18 protein-coding genes are annotated in these 20815 nt (G+C 44.2%); 4 read left to right on the top strand and 14 right to left on the bottom strand.

Translation table 11 applies throughout. The features are described from left to right. Positions 1-32: 32 nt before the first annotated feature. Entirely contained in the window at positions 33-1271 is a 1239-nt protein-coding gene (locus AB4180_RS11145; protein WP_017101906.1) for a response regulator, read from the bottom strand. A 163-nt stretch (positions 1272-1434) separates the two neighbouring features. On the opposite strand from AB4180_RS11145, the gene dinB reads away from it, so the two are divergent. After that, on the top strand, positions 1435-2511 hold the full coding sequence (dinB, locus tag AB4180_RS11150) for a DNA polymerase IV (protein ID WP_017101907.1): 1077 nt from the start codon (positions 1435-1437) through the stop codon (positions 2509-2511). A gap of 109 nt (positions 2512-2620) precedes the next feature. Here the strand turns inward: dinB and AB4180_RS11155 are convergent, their stop codons facing one another. Continuing rightward, positions 2621-4555 carry an ATP-dependent DNA helicase RecQ gene (locus tag AB4180_RS11155; RefSeq protein ID WP_102250044.1) on the bottom strand — a complete coding sequence of 645 codons (1935 nt, stop codon included), beginning with the start codon at positions 4553-4555 and terminating at the stop codon, positions 2621-2623. A gap of 145 nt (positions 4556-4700) precedes the next feature. Here AB4180_RS11155 and AB4180_RS11160 point away from each other — a divergent pair, with 145 nt between their 5' ends. From AB4180_RS11160 to AB4180_RS11170, 3 genes are all read left to right on the top strand, one after another. Next, positions 4701-5174, top strand: a complete 474-nt coding sequence (locus AB4180_RS11160; protein ID WP_009848382.1) for a GreA/GreB family elongation factor — start codon at positions 4701-4703, stop codon at positions 5172-5174. A gap of 88 nt (positions 5175-5262) precedes the next feature. Next, positions 5263-6057, top strand: coding sequence for a YggN family protein (locus AB4180_RS11165; RefSeq protein ID WP_102250045.1), 795 nt, complete (start codon positions 5263-5265; stop codon positions 6055-6057). Positions 6058-6345: 288 nt separating this feature from the next. Further along, positions 6346-7707: a sodium-dependent transporter gene (locus tag AB4180_RS11170; protein ID WP_102250046.1), complete on the top strand. Its 1362-nt coding sequence runs from the start codon at positions 6346-6348 to the stop codon at positions 7705-7707. A gap of 154 nt (positions 7708-7861) precedes the next feature. Here AB4180_RS11170 and lipA read toward each other — a convergent pair whose 3' ends face one another. From lipA to leuS, 12 genes are all read right to left on the bottom strand, one after another. After that, a complete protein-coding gene (lipA, locus tag AB4180_RS11175) occupies positions 7862-8827 on the bottom strand; it encodes a lipoyl synthase (protein WP_017096213.1) in 966 nt (321 codons plus the stop codon). Positions 8828-8831: 4 nt separating this feature from the next. Next, positions 8832-9491, bottom strand: a complete 660-nt coding sequence (gene lipB / locus AB4180_RS11180) for a lipoyl(octanoyl) transferase LipB (protein ID WP_012603371.1) — start codon at positions 9489-9491, stop codon at positions 8832-8834. A 195-nt stretch (positions 9492-9686) separates the two neighbouring features. Continuing rightward, positions 9687-9965: a DUF493 family protein YbeD gene (gene ybeD / locus AB4180_RS11185; protein ID WP_029223108.1), complete on the bottom strand. Its 279-nt coding sequence runs from the start codon at positions 9963-9965 to the stop codon at positions 9687-9689. A 232-nt stretch (positions 9966-10197) separates the two neighbouring features. Then, positions 10198-11379 carry a serine hydrolase gene (locus tag AB4180_RS11190; RefSeq protein ID WP_012603373.1) on the bottom strand — a complete coding sequence of 394 codons (1182 nt, stop codon included), beginning with the start codon at positions 11377-11379 and terminating at the stop codon, positions 10198-10200. Positions 11380-11472: 93 nt separating this feature from the next. Further along, positions 11473-12312 (bottom strand): septal ring lytic transglycosylase RlpA family protein, encoded by an 840-nt coding sequence (locus AB4180_RS11195; protein WP_029225605.1) that lies wholly within the window; start codon positions 12310-12312, stop codon positions 11473-11475. Positions 12313-12315: 3 nt separating this feature from the next. Then, entirely contained in the window at positions 12316-13437 is a 1122-nt protein-coding gene (rodA, locus tag AB4180_RS11200) for a rod shape-determining protein RodA (protein ID WP_009848472.1), read from the bottom strand. Beyond that, entirely contained in the window at positions 13437-15329 is a 1893-nt protein-coding gene (gene mrdA / locus AB4180_RS11205) for a penicillin-binding protein 2 (RefSeq protein ID WP_012603375.1), read from the bottom strand. Before mrdA ends, rodA begins: the two co-directional genes overlap by 1 nt. 6 nt (positions 15330-15335) lie before the next feature. Next, the gene (rlmH, locus tag AB4180_RS11210) at positions 15336-15806 is read right to left on the bottom strand and encodes a 23S rRNA (pseudouridine(1915)-N(3))-methyltransferase RlmH (RefSeq protein WP_102250047.1); all 471 of its coding nucleotides are present in this window, start codon (positions 15804-15806) and stop codon (positions 15336-15338) included. A 3-nt stretch (positions 15807-15809) separates the two neighbouring features. Continuing rightward, entirely contained in the window at positions 15810-16127 is a 318-nt protein-coding gene (gene rsfS, locus AB4180_RS11215) for a ribosome silencing factor (protein WP_009848475.1), read from the bottom strand. A 64-nt stretch (positions 16128-16191) separates the two neighbouring features. Further along, positions 16192-17217, bottom strand: a complete 1026-nt coding sequence (gene holA / locus AB4180_RS11220; protein ID WP_102250048.1) for a DNA polymerase III subunit delta — start codon at positions 17215-17217, stop codon at positions 16192-16194. Between the two features lie 9 nt (positions 17218-17226). Continuing rightward, on the bottom strand, positions 17227-17898 hold the full coding sequence (gene lptE / locus AB4180_RS11225; protein ID WP_017096209.1) for an LPS assembly lipoprotein LptE: 672 nt from the start codon (positions 17896-17898) through the stop codon (positions 17227-17229). 179 nt (positions 17899-18077) lie between these two features. Next, positions 18078-20654: a leucine--tRNA ligase gene (gene leuS, locus AB4180_RS11230; protein ID WP_102250049.1), complete on the bottom strand. Its 2577-nt coding sequence runs from the start codon at positions 20652-20654 to the stop codon at positions 18078-18080. Positions 20655-20815 lie beyond the last annotated feature (161 nt).

Raw genomic sequence — 20815 nt, forward strand, 5'->3', positions numbered from 1 at the left:
GGAATGCTAAAAACGGAAACAAAAACGAATTTCTAGTGGTCGATTTGCATGTTATTGCGCGCAAAGACCAGTTGGTTCCTACCTTGTTCTTTTGCAGTATAAAGTAGTTCGTCCGCGGCTTTTATTTGCTCATCCAAACTGCCAACTAAGTCGCTTAACCCGATACTCATGCTGACTTTAATCCGTTGTGAGTCATGAATAACTTCTTGGTTTTGTATCGCAATCCTCATTGACTCTAGCGTGTCGACAAATTCTTCAAATGGTCGGCATGATTGAATGCAGAACTCTTCACCGCCGAAACGAACGGCGACATCATCTTTAAAATGATTTTTGATGATCTTTCCGACTTCAATGAGTACCGCATCGCCACCATCATGACCGTAGGTATCATTCACCTTTTTAAAGAAGTCTATATCCATCATGGCGATGCTGCGATGTTCGCAGCCTTTACATGTTTGATTGAATAGATAACGACGGTTCCAAAGCCCGGTCAGAGCATCTTCATTTGCATGACGAAATAGTTCATTGGTGGCCTCTTTCATATCGAGTAGCTGATGAATACGGCAGAAAAACTCTTCTTGGTTAAATGGCTTGTAAAGGAAGTCGTTGGCACCAGCCTTAAGGAAACGAGCTGTCATGGTTCGGTCGTCACTGCCAGATAGCCCAAGAATAGCGAGTTGATTACGATCATGGTGTACTCGAATGTCACGGGTCATCGAAATGCCATCTTTGTTTGGCATGTCATGATCGGTAACGACGAAAGTGATGTCGGGGTCGTTTTGGAGAAGCTCTAGTGCTTGTTCGCCATCTTCCGCTTGAATCGTTTGAATATATTGGTGCTCAAGAAGTTGCACTACATATCGACGAACAACCGCAGAATCATCAACAACCAAGGCTTTATGATATCGGTTATTTGAGATTCGATTAACCAAAGGAAGCAAATAACTGACTGATGACATGCTGTCTTTGAGGATGTAATCAATCACACCCTTCGCGAGTACTTGTTCTCGAAGTGTGTTGTTGAACATGCCGGTTAGGACTATAATTTTTTGTTGATAGCCGAGTACCAAATCAATGATCTCGCCATCTTGACCATCGGGTAAGCAGTAATCGAGCACCGCGCACAAGAAATCCGTATCTTGTTCTAAGATTGCTTCAGCTTCAGCCACTGATTCAGCCAGCGCAACCTCATAGCCATCATTTTTCAATTGCTGGTACAGGTAGTTTCTGAATGCACGACTATCTTCGACTACTAGTATTTTATCACTCAAAAGTTATCCCTACTTATAGGTTAAATACTCTCTAACAATACTATCAGAATAGTAAGTGGCTAATGAAGTTAAAGCTATTTAGCTGGGCTCCAGATCATTTTAAATCTGAGAATAATTGATTATACTGTTTATAAATACAGTTGTAAGGTTGGGTTATTCCTAGATGTGTAGTGCGGGTGAAGAGAAAGTAAGAAAGATAATCCACGTTGATATGGACTGTTTTTACGCAGCTGTTGAAATGAGAGATAATCCCGCTTACCGAAATCGACCACTTGCAGTAGGGGGGCATGAAAAGCAGCGTGGCGTTTTGAGTACCTGTAATTACGAAGCTCGCAAGTTTGGTATTCGTTCTGCAATGCCGACGGGAAAGGCGCTGCAGCTTTGTCCCAATCTGTTGGTTGTTCCTGGGAGGATGTCGGTCTACGTCGAGATATCGAAAAAGATTCGCGAGATTTTTTCTCGATATACATCCATCATTGAACCCCTGTCTTTAGATGAAGCTTTTCTTGATGTCACGGATTCGACGCTGTGTCGTGGTTCGGCAACACTTATTGCCGAAGCAATTCGTAGCGATATCTGGAATGAACTTAACCTGACCGCTTCTGCTGGTATTGCGCCGATTAAATTTTTGGCGAAGGTGGCCTCGGATCTAAACAAGCCCAATGGTCAGTTTGTTATTCCTCCACAGGATGTTCAATCAGTGATTGATGAGCTGCCACTCGAAAAAATCCCAGGCGTTGGCAAGGTCAGTATTGAAAAGCTCCATCAAGCTGGCTTCTTTACTTGTAAGGACATTAAGGAATCTGACTATCGAGATCTATTGCTCCGGTTTGGCCGTCAAGGCGCATCACTCTGGAAGCGCAGCCATGGTATTGATGACAGAGAAGTTATTATTGAGCGTGAACGAAAATCGGTAGGCGTGGAGCGAACTTTTACTCAGAATATTTCTACTTACGCAGAATGTTGGCAGGTAATTGAAGACAAGCTTTTTCCTGAGCTTGAAGCACGTCTAGAGAAAGCTAGCCCAAGTAAAGCGATCATCAAGCAGGGCATTAAGCTCAAGTTTGCCGACTTCCAGCAAACCACTATTGAGCACATACACGCCTCTCTCGATCGAGAGCACTTTAAAGAACTGTTGAGTGAGATACTTAAAAGGCAGCAAGGGCGAGAAATACGCCTACTTGGTTTAAGCGTAATGCTACAACCCAAAGACCAAATGCGTCAATTGAGTTTCTTCTAGGGAAAGGCGCTGAGAGTTTAGATTTAGAGGTGTTGCTGGAAGGGTTAGAGTTTGAATAGCGACTAGACTCCACAGCCTAGCCAGCTTCTATATCAATACGTGATATGCCTTATCTAGGAAGTTGTTTAACTCGCGCTAAGGTATCACTGAATGGTTGTTGCTCTAGCTTTCCGTATCCAACCATTTTGCTGGCTTTAAGCTTGGTTGAAAGTGGAGTTGCGATTCCGCATAGAAAACGAGTAATAGCTTCGTCGGTGATCAATTGTTGACTCTTAGATACAAATTCATGAATCCATGTCATTACCGTTTCATCATCAATAGGCTCAACATCAACGGTTGGTAATATTGCTACTTGACCGCGACATACTGAGCAGTGACCACACTTGGCTGGCGCTTTATCATCGGCGAAGTAACTCGCAAGGCAAGAGCTTAGGCAGGTATCAGCCTCAAAGAAGCTCAGCATTTGGTTAAGGCGGTTTATCTCACTGTTCTCTTTTGCCTTAAACAATTCAGTTAGACGTTCCGATAACTGCATCATGTCTTCAGTGGTGTTGTGGATCGCATACACATCTGTGATCTGCTTACTTTCCAACTCAATCCAACCTTGTTCATTGAAGTAATCGATAGCCGCAATCACACGCTGACGATCTGCTTGAAAGTGAGTCCAAAGGGCATCGAAATCGACTTGGCACCAAACTCTGGCTTGAGGAGAGCATTGGAAAATTGCTTCTACAAAATGGCGACGTTCGCTTTGGAATTGCTCGATGATCTGCTGCTTAGTACGTATGAATTTAAATTTGTAGTCAGCAAAGTAGCTGTATTTAGGCTCAATCACGCCTTCAATTTCGAGATACACCAGTAGCGTTTTAAGTGGTAACTGACGAATGTTGGACTCACGCGATAGTTGGTTGAGCATGATTTCCCATTGGTTTGCGCCAGCAACCGCAATGTTTTGGTTTTCGTATATTTCTTTTAAGACCGTTTGAATTGATATGTTGTCTGGCGTATCACCAAAAACGAAGTTCTCGAGTGTGCTCAAACCATGTTTGTTAGCCAGTAAAATACATTCAGATGCTTTCCCATCTCGGCCAGCTCTGCCGATCTCTTGTGAGTAGTTCTCTATCGATTTTGGTAAGTCAAAGTGAATCACTCGGCGAATGTTGGACTTATCCACGCCCATACCAAAAGCAATGGTTGCCACGATACAGCTCACTTCATCATTCATGAATTGATGTTGAATGGCATCTCGGTTTTCAGGCTTAAGACCGGCATGGTAAGCCACGGCATTAACGCCAGCATTACGGAGTTGCTGAGCCACCATCTCTGCTGTCTGTTGAAGGGTGACATAAACAATAGTCGGAGCGAGAGAAGCTTGGTTAACGACATTGCACAAGGTTTCTAGTTTGCTGGTTTGTTCGCAAGGTTGAATCGACAGATCAAGATTTTGACGATAGAAACCCGTAACCACCACGCGCTCCTCATCGATATCAAACTTCGACTTCATATCTTGGATAACCGATGTCGTTGCAGTAGCTGTCAGTAGCAGTACTTGTGGAATATTGAGCTGCTTTTGGTATTGGGGAAGCTTCAGGTAGTCTGGTCTGAAGTTGTGCCCCCATTCTGAAATACAGTGCGCTTCATCGACCACCAGTAACGAGATGGGAACTTGGGAGATAAACTGACGAAAGCGTTCATTCTTCAAGCGCTCAACAGAGATCATTAGGATTTTGGTGTCCCCGTTACGCACGGATTGCATCACCTGTTGTGTGGTTTGTCTGTCTTGGCTTGATTCGATTGCAGCCGCGCTTATTCCCTTACTGTGTAAGAAGCTGAGCTGGTCTTTCATTAAGGCTAACAATGGTGATATCACTAAGGTTAAGTGCGGCAACTCTAATGCTGGCAATTGGTAGCAAAGCGACTTGCCTGAGCCTGTTGGGAATATAGCGGCAGTCGAGTGACCAGATAGAACATTATCAATGACTTGCTTTTGCCCATTACGCAGTGAGTCGAATCCGAATACTTGTTTTAGCTTCTGCTCAATCATTTATGTTCTACCTGAGTTATTAAGTGTCGTATTGATGTTAAAGCGGGCGCCTATTGATGATTGCGTCGCTTGATGAATCAAATGTCTTGCACCTGATTGTACCTAATTCTATTCTGTAGCTCCTATAGAAAAGCACCCCAATAGTATGAATAAGTCTGAGCTTCGCCAAATAATCATAGAGCAACTTGAATCCCGATTACGTATCGCACAATCTGCGACTCAACGCGCTATTGATGCGGCGACCGATGAAGAGACTGTGCCTGAGCATAAGTACGATACATTGGCACTAGAAGCTTCGTATCTTGCCCACGGTCAAGCAGTAAGAGTGCAAGAGTGTGAAGGTGACATTCAGTGTTATCGTAACTTAGTGCTGCGTGATAGTGAGAAGATTACAGTGAGCAGCTATGTAGTGGTCATTGACGAGCATGATCAATATAAACACTTTTTCATGGGGCCGAGAGTCGGTGGGCTTTCTGTTACGTGGAATAACAATGAAGTTGCTATCGTGACGGAAAATGCACCTTTTGGTCAGGCTCTAATGGGGAAAGAAGTCGGTGATGAGATTGAGTTTAAGGTCGCAGATAAACAGTTTTGCTATGAAGTAATATCTATCGACTAACTGAGTAACGGATATATATAAAACGTTTCTCTGACAAAGAAGCATATACCAAGGGTATAGTAATCTGTCAGATTGATGAGAGGATGTTATGAAAAACAATGTATTTATGAAAAACAAAATGTTTATGAAGAACAATGTATTAATCGCATCGTTAACAGCGGTAATCTCTGTTGTGAGCCTGCCAACTTTTGCTGCTCAGTGTCGAGTTGATTTGAAAAATGAATTGCGAATCGATGACCAGAAAGTCGAAATCCATCAAGTGAATGGTGATACTGCCGTTTTTGATGGTAACAACGACTTATATATCCATGGTGAGAAGGTTGAGCTTGATGCCGACCAACAAGCGGCGATTGAGAAATACCGCGAAAAAATGAGTGAGTACTTACCAAGAGCGAAACAAATGGCTAACGATGGTTTAGCGTTAGCGAATGATGTTATTGATGACATTGCTGCTAGCCTAGATTCACCGGAATCATTTGATAATGTAAAAGAGTCAATGAAAACCTACTTTGCTGAACTGGAAGCTCGTTACTACAAAGATGGCGAGTTAGTTTTACCAGCAGACAGTTTTGATTCGATGGCCAATGGTTGGTCTGAAGATTTCGAGAAGGCTAAGGAGATCTTTAACCAAGAATTTATCTCTAGCGCTTTTAATGCGATGTCAGAAAAAATGAAACAAGATGGTGGCTTAAATCTTACTGAATTGGCTGACAGCATGGCTGCATTAAAGCTTAAAGTTGAAGAGCGCATGAAAGAACACTCTCAACAAGTGCAAGAGGAAGCGAATGAGTTCTGTGATTCTCTTGATGAGATGGCAGAACAAGAGCAACAGCTGCATGAAATCATTCCGAACCTAAAAGACTATCAAGTCTTCACGATCTAATCTGAATCTAACTATAAGTCACAAGAGCACCATTTGGTGCTCTTTTTGTTCGTATAAATTGAACAATACGACGAGTATTCATCTCAATTAAATCCATGATTTGTCTAGTCCTGAACCTTGCTTTACTGCTTTTTGGTAAACGATAAGACCAGTTATTTGTTAATTTAATGGTTCTAAATAGCGTGTTTGTTGTAAAAATCAGAAGATTGCTCATTTATTAGTTGTACCTATCATTGCTTTTGATTACTGTACTTCTCAACTAGTTCACTGATTTTTAATGCGGGCAATATGGACCAACAATCTTCCTCTTCAAGAGAGCACTTTAGCTCTCGTTTGGGTTTTATTTTAGCAGCGGCGGGTGCAGCTGTTGGCTTAGGTAATATTTGGGGTTTCCCAACCCAAGTCGCCAGTAACGGCGGTGGTGCTTTTCTGCTTGTTTACCTAATTATGATTTTCGTGGTTGCTTTCCCGATGCTGGTGGTTGAGATGGCTATTGGTCGACATGGCCAAGCAAATCCTGTCGATAGCATGCGTTCTTTGACTACAAACCCGTTAGGCAAGAAAGTCGGTGAATTTGTCGGTTGGATTGGGTTGAGTGTTCCAAGTGCAGTGCTAGCGTTTTATAGCATTGTCGGTGGTTGGTTGATCTGCTTCCTAATTGGTGCTGTCGCTGACCTGATTGGTCTAGAGGCTGCTGCTGATTGGTTTAAAGGCTTCAGTGTTGAGCGCAATGTTTTTGGTACCGTCGCATTCTATGTACTGACTATCTTGATTGTTCAGGGCGGTGTTAAGCAGGGGATCGAGAAATGGTCGACCCGTTTGATGCCTGCGCTATTTGTGTTATTTGGCTTATTGTTTGTTTACATCATGACGCAATCTGGCGCGATGGAAGGCCTAAAACATTACCTTGTTCCAGACTTTGAGAAAGTGTGGGATAGAAAACTGATTCTGGCGGCAATGGGACAGGGCTTCTTCTCGCTCACTATTGGCGGTTGCTCGATGTTGGTTTATGGCTCTTACTTAAGTAAGAAAGAGAACCTGCCCAAAATGGCAATGAACGTTACCTTAGTTGATACCGCGGTTGCTTTTATTGCGGGTTTAGTCGTGATGCCTGCGATGTTTGTTGCGATGCAAAAAGGTGTTCAAATCTATGCTGAAGATGGCTCATTACTGAGCTCTGATACCCTAGTATTTACGGTTCTGCCTTTGATGTTTGATAGCTTAGGTATGCTGGGTCAGGTCTTCGCAATTGTCTTCTTCTTATTGCTAACGATTGCTGCACTTACTTCATCGATTTCAATGTTGGAAGCCCCTGTCGCTCTTGTTAGTGAGCGTTTCAAGACCAGACGAACGCCAACAAGTTGGGTAATTGGTGGTGCTATCGCATTGTTCAGTGTGGTGATTGTTTACAACTTTGCTGCGATGTTTGGCATGGTAGCGATGATTGCGACTCAGTACCTTCAACCAGTCGCTGCACTGATGTTCTGTGTGTTTGGTGGTTGGGTATGGAGCCGAGCGTCAAAAGTGAAAGAGCTTGAGCAAGGTTGTCCTGACTTTCAACTTGGTTGGTTTGGTAAGGTTTGGCCAATGTATGTGAAGCTCGTGTGCCCAATTTTAGTCGCAACGGTTATCTGGGCATCTTTTGGCTAGTAGAGCATTTAACATCTAGATGATTAGACTTGCAGTTCAAGGCCACTCTTAATGAGTGGCTTTGTTGTTTTTGTATCGAACAAGCTTGTTCGATAGAAAAAAGGCGCTGAACATAAAATTCAGCGCCTTTGTATTGTTCGTTAAGCAATCGTGATTACTTAATTTCCATACCTTGTGCTTGCAAGTCTGCATGGTAAGAAGAACGTACAAACGGACCACATGCTGCGTGAGTGAAGCCTAGCTCTAGAGCAATCTCTTTCAACTCATCAAACTCAGAAGGCGGCACGTAGCGTTCAACTGGCAAGTGGTGACGGCTTGGTGCTAGGTATTGGCCTAGAGTCAGCATCGTTACACCATGTTCACGAAGATCTTTCAATACTTGAACGATCTCTTCTTTCGTCTCACCAAGGCCCATCATCACACCTGATTTGGTTGGGATGCTTGGATGCTGCTCTTTGAATTTTCTTAACAGATCAAGAGACCACTTGTAGTTCGCACCTGGACGCGCTTTACGGTATAGACGCGGCGCTGTCTCTAGGTTGTGGTTGAAAACATCTGGTGGGTTGTCTTTCATTAGTTCAAGCGCAACGTCCATACGACCACGGAAGTCCGGAACCAGTGTTTCGATACGAATGTTTGGGTTTTGCTCGCGAATTTCACGGTTACAATCAGCAAAGTGTTGAGCACCGCCATCACGTAAGTCATCACGGTCTACTGAAGTGATTACAACGTACTTCAGTTTCATGTCTTTAATCGTCTTAGCCAGTTTCTTCGGCTCTTCGGCTTCTGGAGCATTCGGTCGACCATGGGCAACATCACAGAACGGGCAGCGACGAGTACAGATAGCGCCAAGAATCATAAACGTTGCCGTGCCGTGGTTAAAACACTCAGCTAGGTTAGGGCAAGACGCTTCTTCACAAACTGAGTGCAGGTTGTTTTTGCGCATTGCAGATTTGATTTCTTGAATACGATGGCTGTCTGAAGGAAGTTTAATCTTCATCCATGCAGGCTTACGTAAAACTTCTTTCTGTTCAGCAGGCATATTCTTTACGGGAATTAATGCCATTTTGTCAGCGTCACGATATTTAACGCCTTTTTCCATTTGGATTGGTTTGCTCATGATTTTATGCTTCTGCTGTAATGTTACTGGTGGCTTGAATGTCTACTTGGTCATAGCCGAGTAGTTCTACGAGCTCTTGTATTAACTGTTGCTCAACGTTTTCTAGTTCACTTGGACCGCCGAGTTGGCTTACTTGCGCCATTTCCATCCCTTGGTAACCACATGGGTTAATACGTTGGAATGGAGACAAGTCCATATCGACGTTGAGTGCTAGCCCGTGGAACGAGCAGCCGCGTCGAATTCGTAATCCGAGTGAACAGATTTTCTTGCCATCGACATAAACACCAGGAGCGTCAGGTCGGGCAGTTGAATCTATATTGTAAGCTTTCAGAGTATTGATTACGAGGTTCTCAATATGAGTAACCAAATCACGCACTCCGAATTTCTTGCGGCGGATGTTTATCAGGAAGTAAGCGACTAACTGACCGGGCCCGTGGTACGTCACTTGGCCACCGCGATCGCTTTGTATCACAGGGATATCACCAGCATTTAATACATGCTCAGCTTTACCTGCTTGTCCTTGAGTGAAAACTGGGTTGTGTTCAACCAACCAAATTTGGTCTACGTCTTCATCCGTGCGTTCGTCTGTGAACTTATGCATGGCTTTCCATACAGGTTCGTAATCCTGACGACCTAATTTTTTTACGATTAGCTTATTTTGCAAAGCGGCACTTCCTCAAGGATTAATAAAGTGAGCGCATTATAAACGCGAAACAGGTTTCTAACTACAGACGGACAGCAAGGTTTTTCAACTTTCTTTGTATTTATTGAAAATTAAGTTGAATGCTTTGGAAGGGGAGCGAGGGTTTCAAACAAAAACAGCGGCAATAAGCCGCTGTTTTTCATGCGTAATCGAAAGTTACAGAACCATACGAACGATTTCGATTTCGCCCAGTTCTTTATATAGCGTTTCTACTTGCTCAATTGAAGTCGCAGTAATATTGATAGAAACAGAGTGGTAGTTACCTTTCGCACTCGGTTTTAGAGTTGGGCTGTAGTCACCAGGAGCATGACGCTGGATCACTTCTAGCACTAGTTCAGTAAGTTCTGGCTTAGCGTAGCCCATAACTTTGTAAGTGAATGAACAAGGGAACTCTAAGAGGTCTTTTAGTTTTGCATCAGAATTGATGTTCATGATTAGCTCCAAAAGGCTAGACTCTCGCAAATTGGCGAAATGTCGATAAAAAGCGTGTTCGGTCAACAGACACGAGTAATAAGGCGGAATATTACGTGTAAATATCACCGAACTCAAGATCAACAAAAGCCGCACATGGCGGCTTTTGTTTAGCTAATGAGCAAATCATGAACCTACTCATTAGGTTAGCTATACAGCAAGCTTAGATTTTACGTAGAACAAACTGTTGACTGGTTTAGAACAAACCTTTAAACAGCAGTACTAGGTAATCCCACAGGCGGCTAAATAGGCTGCCTTGGTCTACATCTTCAAGTGCAAGTAGTGGGTATTCAGCAACGTCTTCACCGTCGACTTGGTAGAATAGTTTACCCACAACGTCGCCTTTGCTGATTGGTGCTTCTAGCTCTTTCTCAAGAACGAAGCTTGCCTTCAGGTTCTTAGCTTGGCCACGAGGCAGAGTCACGAACGTATCTTCGTCGACACCGAGTGCAACCGTGTCCTTGCTACCCATCCAGATCTTCTCTTCAACGAAGGTTTCACCAGCGGTGTGTGGTGCCACTGTTTCGAAGAAGCGGAAACCGTAGCTAAGCAGTTTTTTGCTTTCTGTTTTACGAGCGTTAGCATTCTTGGTGCCCATAACAACAGCAACTAGGCGCATTTTACCTTCGGTTGCTGAGCTTACTAGGCTGTAACCTGCATTGCTTGTGTGGCCCGTTTTAATGCCATCAACGTTCATGCTCTTATCCCATAACAGACCGTTGCGGTTGTACTGGGTGATGCCGTTGTAAGTGAATTTCTTTTGTGAGTAGATACGGTACTCATCAGGAACATCGCGAATCAGCGCCTGACCTAGTAGCGCCATATCGTAAGGCGTTGAGTAAAGGTTAGGGTTGTCTAGACCGTGTACGTTAGCAAAGTGCGTGTCTTTCATTCCGATAGAGCTCGCCCATGCGTTCATTAAGTCAACAAATGCATCTTCAGAGCCAGCAATATGTTCAGCCATCGCAACACAAGCATCGTTACCTGATTGAATAATGATACCGCGGTTCAGCTCTTCAACTTTAACGGTTGTACCCACTTCAATGAACATCTTAGATGAATCAGGGAAGTTTTTAGCCCAAGCATTTTCACTGATAACAACATCGTCGTTTAGGTTGATGTTGCCGCGCTCTAGCTCTTGGCCGACTACGTAGCTCGTCATCATCTTGGTTAAACTTGCTGGAGAAAGTTGAGTGTTCATCTCTTTCTCTGCGAGTACTTTGCCTGAATGGTAATCCATCAGAACAAATCCCTTAGCAGCGATTTGAGGAGCGTCAGGAACAATAATAGGAGCGGCGAATGACGATGTTGCTATCGTTGCAGAAAGTGCAACTGAAGTAGCAAAAATCGATTTAACAAGTTTATTAGATTTAATCATTTTGAATGCAATTATTAGGTGAACTATTCATATATTAACAGAATCACTCTGTCACACCAGAGCGCTGATTACCAGAAGTAACTGTTAGATAAATTAGCGAGTTAGCGTGTGTTTTTTTATATAAGCTGACGGGTAACCCATTAGCTTAACTTGTTCTAATTTTTCTTGAGTCAGAGCATAGTCATGAAATGGGCCAAGCATCAGGCGGTAGTTATCATCATTTGGCTGCAAGAACGTTGCTACAGCTAACTTTTCGCCTAGATCTTTGGCTAACTTCTCGGTTCTATCTTCATGTTGGGAAGTGGCTACTTGAATAATAAATTGAGGTAAAGCCGCCTTTTTATTTGCGTCAGTTGGCATAGCCACAGTGATGACTTCTATCTCAACATTTGCCGTGCCTGTTCTCAATACATCGAGTTTGTATGCTGCGGCATAACTAAGGTCAATGATTCGCCCTTCATGAAATGGGCCTCGGTCATTGATGCGCACAATCGTCGTTTTGTCATTGTCGGTATTCGTCACTTTTACATAGCTCGGAATCGGCAATGTTTTGTGTGCCGCAGACATCGAATACATGTCGTAGATCTCGCCATTCGACGTTAAATGACCATGAAATTTCTTACCGTACCAAGAGGCTTTGCCTTTCTCAGTAAACCCTTCTGTCTTCTTTACGATCTTGTAGTCTTCGCCACGCAAAGTGTAATCCGTGTTACCACCTAAACTATAAGGTTCATACTGAGGGTGAGCATCCTCGAGATGCTCTACTGAGATCGGTGCGTCTGGTGCAATATCTGAATCTATATCGTAGCGGCCTGTTGGTTCTGTCGAAGAACAACCGTTTATAACAACGGCTAGGCTCACTATAGACACTAGTTTTTTTATTGGCAGCTCATTAACCAAAGATGTTTTTATAGGAGTTACTTTAACAGACATCAATTAGGTCGCCTTTGAGAATGCTTTTCTGTGTGTATGGATTGACATTAAAATACCGAAACCGGCCATAAGGGTAACCATAGAGGTACCGCCATAGCTGACCAGAGGTAGAGGGACACCAACCACAGGTAGAATGCCGCTTACCATACCAATGTTTACGAAAATATAGACGAAGAAACTCAGTACGATACTGCCGCCCATCATTCGCCCAAATGCTGTTTGAGCTTGGCTTGCAAGCACTAAGCCACGGCCAATAATGAACAGGTAGATAGCGAGCAAAAACAAAATACCAATCATGCCCCACTCTTCGGCGATGACCGCAAAAATAAAGTCGGTATGGCGCTCTGGAATGAACTCTAGTTGAGATTGAGTACCTTGCAGCCAACCTTTTCCTGATATACCACCAGAGCCAATTGCAATCTTACTTTGGATGATGTGATAGCCTGCACCTAATGGATCTGATTCAGGGTCAAAAAGGGTTCTTACACGAACTTTTTGATATTCACGCATCAAGAAGAACCATAAGATTGGAATAAACCCACCCAGTGCAATCGCGGCACTGGCAATGATCTTCCAACTAATACCTGCCAGGAATATCACGAAGATACCGGACGCTGCGATGAGTATCGATGTGCCTAAATCGGGCTGTTTAGCGATAAGGATTGTAGGTACAAACACCATCACTAATGAGATAGCTAAAGTTTGGAAAGTGGGTGGCAGTGAGCGCTTACCAATAAATCGAGCCAGCATCAAAGGTACTGCAAGCTTCAATAGTTCAGAGGGTTGGAATCGAATAAAGCCGAAGTTTAACCAGCGCTGTGCACCTTTAGAGGCCTCGCCAAAGAACAACACTCCGAGTAGTAGAATAACGCCGCCCGCAAACAGTAGTGGAGCCAAGGTCTCATAAGTACGAGGCGAGATTTGCGCTAAAAAGATCATCACACCTAAAGACAGCACCATACGCATCGCTTGGCGATCCATCATCGCAAGGCTTTGTCCGCTTGCGCTGTACATGATCAATAGGGCAAAGCCCATTAAAACCAGAATGCCAAGCAATAGCGGAAGGTCGATATGCAGCCGTTCAAATAGGGCTCTATTTCGTCCAGTTGAAGGATCAAGTTTCATTATTTTATTGGCTCACTTTCATAATCTTCTGCAAGAATAATATGGTCTAAAATTCTTCTTACAACTGGGCCACCATTTGATGAACCACCACCGGCATTCTCCAAAACGATAGTTACGACCGCTTCAGGATCTTCAAAAGGCGCATAACCGGTGAAGAGGGCATGATCGCGTAAATGTTCTGCGATTTCATCTGCGTTGTATTCTTCATCTTCTTTTAGACCGAATACTTGTGCAGTACCTGATTTACCAGCAGTTTGATAAGACATTTTTTGGAATGAGCGTCTTGCTGTGCCTTTCTTTCCGTGGTTTACCAATCTCATGCCTTCTTGCGCGATATCCCAGTATCTCTGCTTAACACCAGTTACCGGAGGGTACGTTTCGATTTCAGATATCGTTTGTTCATCGAACGGTTGACCGTTCTCAATTGTCGCGCGTAGTAAATGGGGAGCGGTTACCTCTCCTTCATTGACCAATACTGAAGTCGCTTTTGCAATCTGCATTGGTGTTGCTGTCCAGTAGCCCTGGCCAATACCGACAGGGATGGTGTCACCTTGATACCAAGGTACACGGTGTCTGGCCATTTTCCATTCGCGAGTGGGCATATTCGCTTTGCTTTCTTCGTAAATGTCGATGCCAGTGTAATCACCAAAACCGAATAACATCATCCATTTAGATAAGCGATCGATGCCTAAATCAAATGAAATTTGGTAGAAGAAGGTATCAACCGATTCTTCAATGGCTTTCTCTATGTCAACGACACCGTGTCCCCAACGTAACCAGTCGCGGAACGGCTTCGTTTTTGAGTTTGGAATCTTCCAATAGCCCGGGTCATTACGCGTCGTGTTCGGAGTAATTACGCCTTCTTGTAGAGCTGCGACGGCAATGAAGGGTTTGATCGTCGATGCTGGCGGATAAATTCCTAGCGTTGCACGGTTAACTAAAGGTCGGTCTTTGTCTTGAAGCAGGGCATTATAACCTTTCGAGGAAATACCATGCACAAAGGCATTTGGGTCGTAGCTTGGGCTGGAAACCATGGCTAATACGCCATTGTCTTTCGGGTCGAGAACCACGGCTGAACCACGACGTCCATCAAGCAGTTTATGCACGTATAGCTGAAGTTTGATATCCAAGTTGAGCACGATATCTTTCCCCGGAGCCGAAGGTACAAATTTAAGAGTGCGGATCACTCGTCCACGGCTGTTTACTTCGACTTCTTGATAGCCAGCGGTGCCGTGTAGCATGTCTTCGTAATAGCGCTCAATGCCGAGTTTACCGATATCGCGGGTGGCTTGGTAATTGGCGTCTTTCTCTTCACGAACCAAGCGCTGCATATCACGGTCGTTGATGCGAGATACGTAGCCAATCACGTGAGTTAACACATCACCATAAGGGTAGAAACGTTTTAGCGTCCCTGTCACTTCAACGCCTGGGAACTTATGTTGATTTACAGAAAAGACCGCCACTTGTTCTTCGGTAAGCTGATTAAGAATAGGTACTGATTTGAAGCGACGTGAATTACGACGATCACGATTAAAACGTTCGATACGCTCCGGTGGTATGTCGATTAACGCTTGTAAACGAACAAGCGTATCTTCCATGTTTTTGACTTTTTCTGGGGTGATCTCCAGATTAAAAACAGGCCGGTTTTCTGCAAGAAGTACACCGTTGCGGTCGTAAATTAAACCACGATTGGGTGCGATTGGAACGACCTTGATGCGGTTGTCGTTGGAGCGGGTTTTATAGTCCTGATATTGATTAACTTGGATGTTGTAAAGGTTCACAACCAGCAAGCTCATCATCACTATAATCCCTGCAAACGCAACAAAAGCACGACTAGTAAATAGTCGTGCTTCTGCTTTGTAATCACGAATTTGGCTACGTTTACGTAACATTAACGCTTATTCTCGATGATAAGGGTGGTTAGCAGTGACGCTCCAAGCTCGATATAAGCTTTCAGCCATGATAACGCGTACTAATGGGTGAGGGAGAGTAAGTGCTGATAGAGACCAGCTTAGGTCTGCTGCCGCTTTACATGCTGGTGCTAATCCTTCGGGCCCGCCAATAAGGATAGAAACGTCACGGCCATCCAGCTTCCAACTTTCCAATTGCTCTGCGAGTTGAGGCGTATCCCACTTTTTACCTGGGATATCGAGTGTGACAATGCGGTTACCTTTTGGAACTGCAGCTAACATTGCTTCGCCTTCTTTTTGAAGAATACGTGCAATATCGGCATTTTTACCGCGTTTTCCCGCAGTGATTTCAATGAGTTCTAATGGCATATCATGAGGGAAGCGGCGTTTATATTCTTTAAAGCCTTCTTCAACCCACTTTGGCATTTTTGTACCAACTGCGATTAACTGGATCTTCAAAGCTTAGCCCCAAAGTTTTTCTAGTTGGTACAGCTCACGATGCTCTTCTTGCATAACGTGAAGCATGCTTGTGCCCATGTCTAGAACAACCCATTCACCTTCTTTTTGGCCGTCCATGCCAAGGGGATTCATGCCAGCCTTGCGCACTTCATCAGCAACATGCTGTGCAATAGAGGCAACATGGCGCTTAGATGTACCAGTACAAACAATCATGTAGTCAGTAACACTTGATTTGCCTTCTACATCGATAGTCACAATCGATTCTGCTTTCATGTCGTCGGCTTTGTCTGCAAGAAAATCTTTTAGTTCTTCACGTAACACGGGGTGTTCCTTTAATCTGAGTTTAGCTTTTTAGGGTCTGTTGACCCTAGAATATACCACGCTTTTATGCGTGAAATGGGATTGAAGCTGAAGGGGTACAAAACTCTACGCTTAACTGATGAATTAGTGGCCAAGGCGACTGTTCATATTGCGTTTTTGTCATTAATTCTACTTGAGTGAGTAGCGCAAACAGGGAGTGTAATTGAGATATCGAAACTCTTGTTAGCGCAGCGTTATAAATAGTTTTTTTGGATTGCCAGACACGGTGCTTTTCAAATACCTGCGCGATTGGCATCTGCTTCATTTGTTGCTGCATTTGTAATAGCAGAGCAAGCTCACGTTGTATGCTGCGCAATAAGATAACGGGTTCGACACCTTCGGCTTCTAACTGACGCAGGATTCGCTGTGCACGATTGCCTTTGCCTGCTAATAACGCATCACTCCAATGGAATGGCGTAAAGTGGTTGTGTCGACTCAGCGATTCTTCTAAACGTACTAATGTGAGCTTTCCATCTGGGTATTGGAGAGCCAGTTTTTCTAGGCTTTGGGTGAGCGCAAATAGATTACCCTCATGCCATTGCGCCAACATTTGTATCGCTTCAGGATCCGGTGATAAGCCGATCTGACGACAGCGTGTTTGAACAAACTGAGGTAATCGGCTAACGTCTGGGGTTAGGCAGCTGATCCAGTGGCCTTGATTCGAGAGTGCTTTAAACCACTTAGCGCTTTCTTGAGCTTTAGTGAGCTTGGTACCCACCAAGATCAACAAGATGTCGCTATGAATATGCTCTGAAATTGCGAGCAGCTCTTTTGCTATTGCGGCATTGACCCCGGACTCTGGCAATTCAAGTTCGATGAGCTGACGACTAGAGAATAGGCTCAATGCTTGAGTGCAGTCGTAAACTTGATTCCAGTCGAGACTGCTATCAATAGCAAAGCGGTGGCGTTCTTCGAAACCTTGCTCTTTGGCTGTCTTTTGAATCGCTTCTCGGCTTTCCTGCAGTAGTAAAGGTTCGTTACCAAAAATTAGGTAAACGTTGCTTAACTGCTTAGCAAGTTGCTCAGATAAACGATCAGCAAAAATACGCATTAAATAAACCTATTGCTCAGCTGATTCACTTAACGTTGACTCTTCTTCTGAAGTCGGAGTGATCTCTACGTCTTCAATTTCAATGTTTTTGATGTTGTATTGTTTCTCAAGCTCTTTTACTTGAACCTGTTCAAGCTTTTCTAGGTTCATACTATCAGCTGCAATGTTAGCTTTTAATCGAGCCATTTGACGAAGGATTTGGCTCGTAGCAAGTTTGCGCATTTCGTCTTCTATCATGTCACGCTCAACCGATTTCGCAAGTGCAGTTAACGGGTTATCTAGATAACTGCGGGTTACGCTGGTTGAGAATGTCTTTGAGCCTAAATCCGGGATAGTTACGCGGTATCTTGCTTTGAACGTTAGCTCTTTTTCAGCTGCTCGAGGACCTGTTTTTTGAGAACCTTGATAAAGAGACAGCGTTCGCTCACCGACGCCTTCGCTAATGATGTGCAGGTTAGGTGTGTTCTCAGCAGGTGGCACGATTTCTACATCATTCATACGCAGCTGGCTTTTCATCATACGTGTAAACGTACTGTATTGGTCGTAACTGGTCACAGAGATTTTGTTGAGTTCTTCTGGCACAGAGTAATCACCGCGCAGGTGAAAACCACAGGCGCTCAGTAGGCTAACGGTTAGAACAACAATAGTAACTTTCAATGAAGATAGTGAATTCAGGCGCATTATTTGATGGCTCTCATGAAGGTAGAATACTTATTAAAAAGCTTTAGTTAGTTAGAGTTGTTAGGCTCAAGTCTAAAGCGCTTAAATAAGTAGACAGGGTTATTAGCTACCCTGTCTACAGACTGCTTTTGATGAATTAAGTTCTTTAATTCTTTAGCAATTGCACAATGTTAGCGAAATTAGTTCGCAACGATGTTTAGAAGCTTACCAGGTACGAAGATAACTTTACGGATAGTTAACCCATCTAGGAACTTCTTAGCGTTCTCATCATTTAGACCAAGCTCACGAACTTGCTCTTCTGTCGCGTCAGCAGCAACCGTTAGTTTTGCTCGTAGCTTACCGTTGATCATTACAACGATAGTCTTCTCGTCTTCAACTAGCGCTTTCTCATCGAAAGTTGGCCATGTTGCTGAGTCTACGTTTGATTCACCCAATGCAATCCACATTTCGTAAGAGATGTGTGGCGTCATAGGGTAAAGCATACGTACAACTGCTTTTAGTGCTTCATCAAGAATTGCACGATCTTGTACAGACTCTTGAGGCGCTTTCGCTAGCTTGTTCATCAGCTCCATGATTGCAGCGATTGCTGTGTTGAACGTTTGGCGACGGCCGATATCGTCCGTTACTTTCGCGATAGTTTTGTGGATATCACGACGAAGTGCTTTCTGGTCACCAGATAGAGCAGAAGCATCCACAGTTTCAGCTGCACCTTTAGAAGAGTGAGCGTGAACCAGTTTCCAAACACGCTTAAGGAAACGGTTTGCCCCTTCAACGCCAGACTCTTGCCACTCAAGCGTCATGTCTGCAGGCGATGCAAACATCATGAATAGGCGTACTGTATCAGCGCCGTACTTGTCTACCATCTCTTGTGGGTCGATACCGTTGTTCTTAGACTTAGACATTTTGATCATGCCTGAGTGCTCAACGTTGCGGCCTTGGTTGTCGACAGCTTTTTCAATGCGGCCTTTCGCATCACGGTCGATAGTCACGTCAGTTGGAGCAATCCACTCTTTAGTGCCTTTCTCGTTGGTGTGGTAGAACGCGTCAGCTAGAACCATACCTTGACATAGAAGTTGCTTGAACGGTTCGTCAGATGTCACGTAACCCGCATCACGTAGAAGCTTGTGGAAGAAACGAGAGTAAAGCAGGTGCATACAAGCGTGCTCAATACCACCAACGTATTGGTCAACTGGCAGCCAGTAGTTAGCTTTCTCTGGATCTAGAATGTCATCAGCTTGTGGTGAACAGTAACGTGCGTAGTACCATGATGATTCCATGAACGTATCGAACGTATCAGTTTCACGTAGCGCAGGTTCGCCATTGAATGTTGTTTCAGCCCAAGATTTGTCAGCTTTGATTGGGCTAGTAACGCCATCCATTACCACGTCTTCTGGAAGAATAACGGGCAGTTGGTCTGCTGGTACTGGGTGAACTTCACCGTCTTCAGTGGTTACCATTGGGATTGGAGCACCCCAGTAACGCTGACGAGATACACCCCAGTCACGTAGGCGGAAGTTTACTGTTTTCTTACCTTTGCCTTCAGCTTCCAGTTTCGCAGCGATTGCATCGAATGCTTCTTGAAACGCAAGACCGTCGAATTCTCCAGAATCGAACAGTACACCTTTCTCAGTGTAAGCCGCTTCAGACACATCTAGCTCAGAACCGTCTTCAGGTTTGATTACTGGGATGATATCGATGCCGTACTTAGTTGCGAATTCGTAGTCACGCTGATCGTGAGCAGGAACCGCCATTACAGCACCTGTGCCGTAATCCATAAGAACGAAGTTAGCTACGTAAACAGGAACAACACGACCGTTAAGAGGGTGGATAGCCGTTAGGCCAGTATCCATACCTTTCTTTTCCATCGTTGCTAGTTCTGCTTCAGCCACTTTGGTGTTTCGACACTCTTCAACGAATGCTGCAAGCTCAGGATTGTTCTTTGATGCTTTCTCTGCAAGTGGGTGACCTGCAGCGATACCAACATAAGAAACACCCATCAGTGTGTCTGGGCGAGTTGTATAAACTTCTAGTGGCGCTTCTTCACCGTTAACAGCGAAAGATAGCTCAACACCTTCAGAGCGGCCGATCCAGTTGCGCTGCATGGTCTTAACCATTTCAGGCCAACCTTCAAGGTTGTCTAGATCATCTAGTAGCTCTTGAGCGTACTCAGTGATTTTGATGAACCACTGAGGAATTTTCTTTTGTTCTACCGGAGTATCACAACGCCAGCAGCAACCGTCTTCTACTTGCTCGTTCGCAAGAACCGTTTGGTCGTTTGGACACCAGTTCACAGAAGAAGTCTTCTTGTAAACTAGGCCTTTTTCGTAAAGCTTAGTGAAGAACTCTTGTTCCCAACGGTAGTACTCTGGAGTACATGTTGCGAATTCACGTTTCCAGTCGTAACCAAAGCCTAAAAGTTTAAGCTGGTTTTTCATGTATTCGATGTTTTCGTAAGTCCACGGAGCAGGCGCTGTGTTGTTTTTTACAGCTGCGTTTTCTGCTGGTAGGCCGAATGCATCCCAACCGATTGGCTGCATTACGTTTTTGCCTTGTAGACGTTGGAAACGAGATACCACATCACCGATGGTGTAGTTACGCACGTGACCCATGTGAAGTCGGCCACTTGGGTACGGGAACATAGAAAGACAGTAGAATTTTTCTTTGTTTGGGTCTTCACTTACAACGAAAGTCTCGCTGCCATCCCAGTGTTGTTGAACCTTTTGTTCAATCTCTTGCGGGTTATATTGTTCTTGCATCGATGGTATCCGGTTATCTTGGAATTTGTGAGTTCGGTTAGAACAGAATCTTACAGATCGTCATAGAATACCTAAAGGAGCCTAGTACAACAATAGTTATACCCTTCATACTTGCAGTTGCTACCTAGTAGATGGCGTAATTTTCACTGAATTTCGCAGGG

It is taken from the genome of Vibrio sp. 10N.286.49.C3, from assembly GCF_041469545.1.
In the GTDB taxonomy this organism is placed as follows: domain Bacteria; phylum Pseudomonadota; class Gammaproteobacteria; order Enterobacterales; family Vibrionaceae; genus Vibrio; species Vibrio tasmaniensis_A.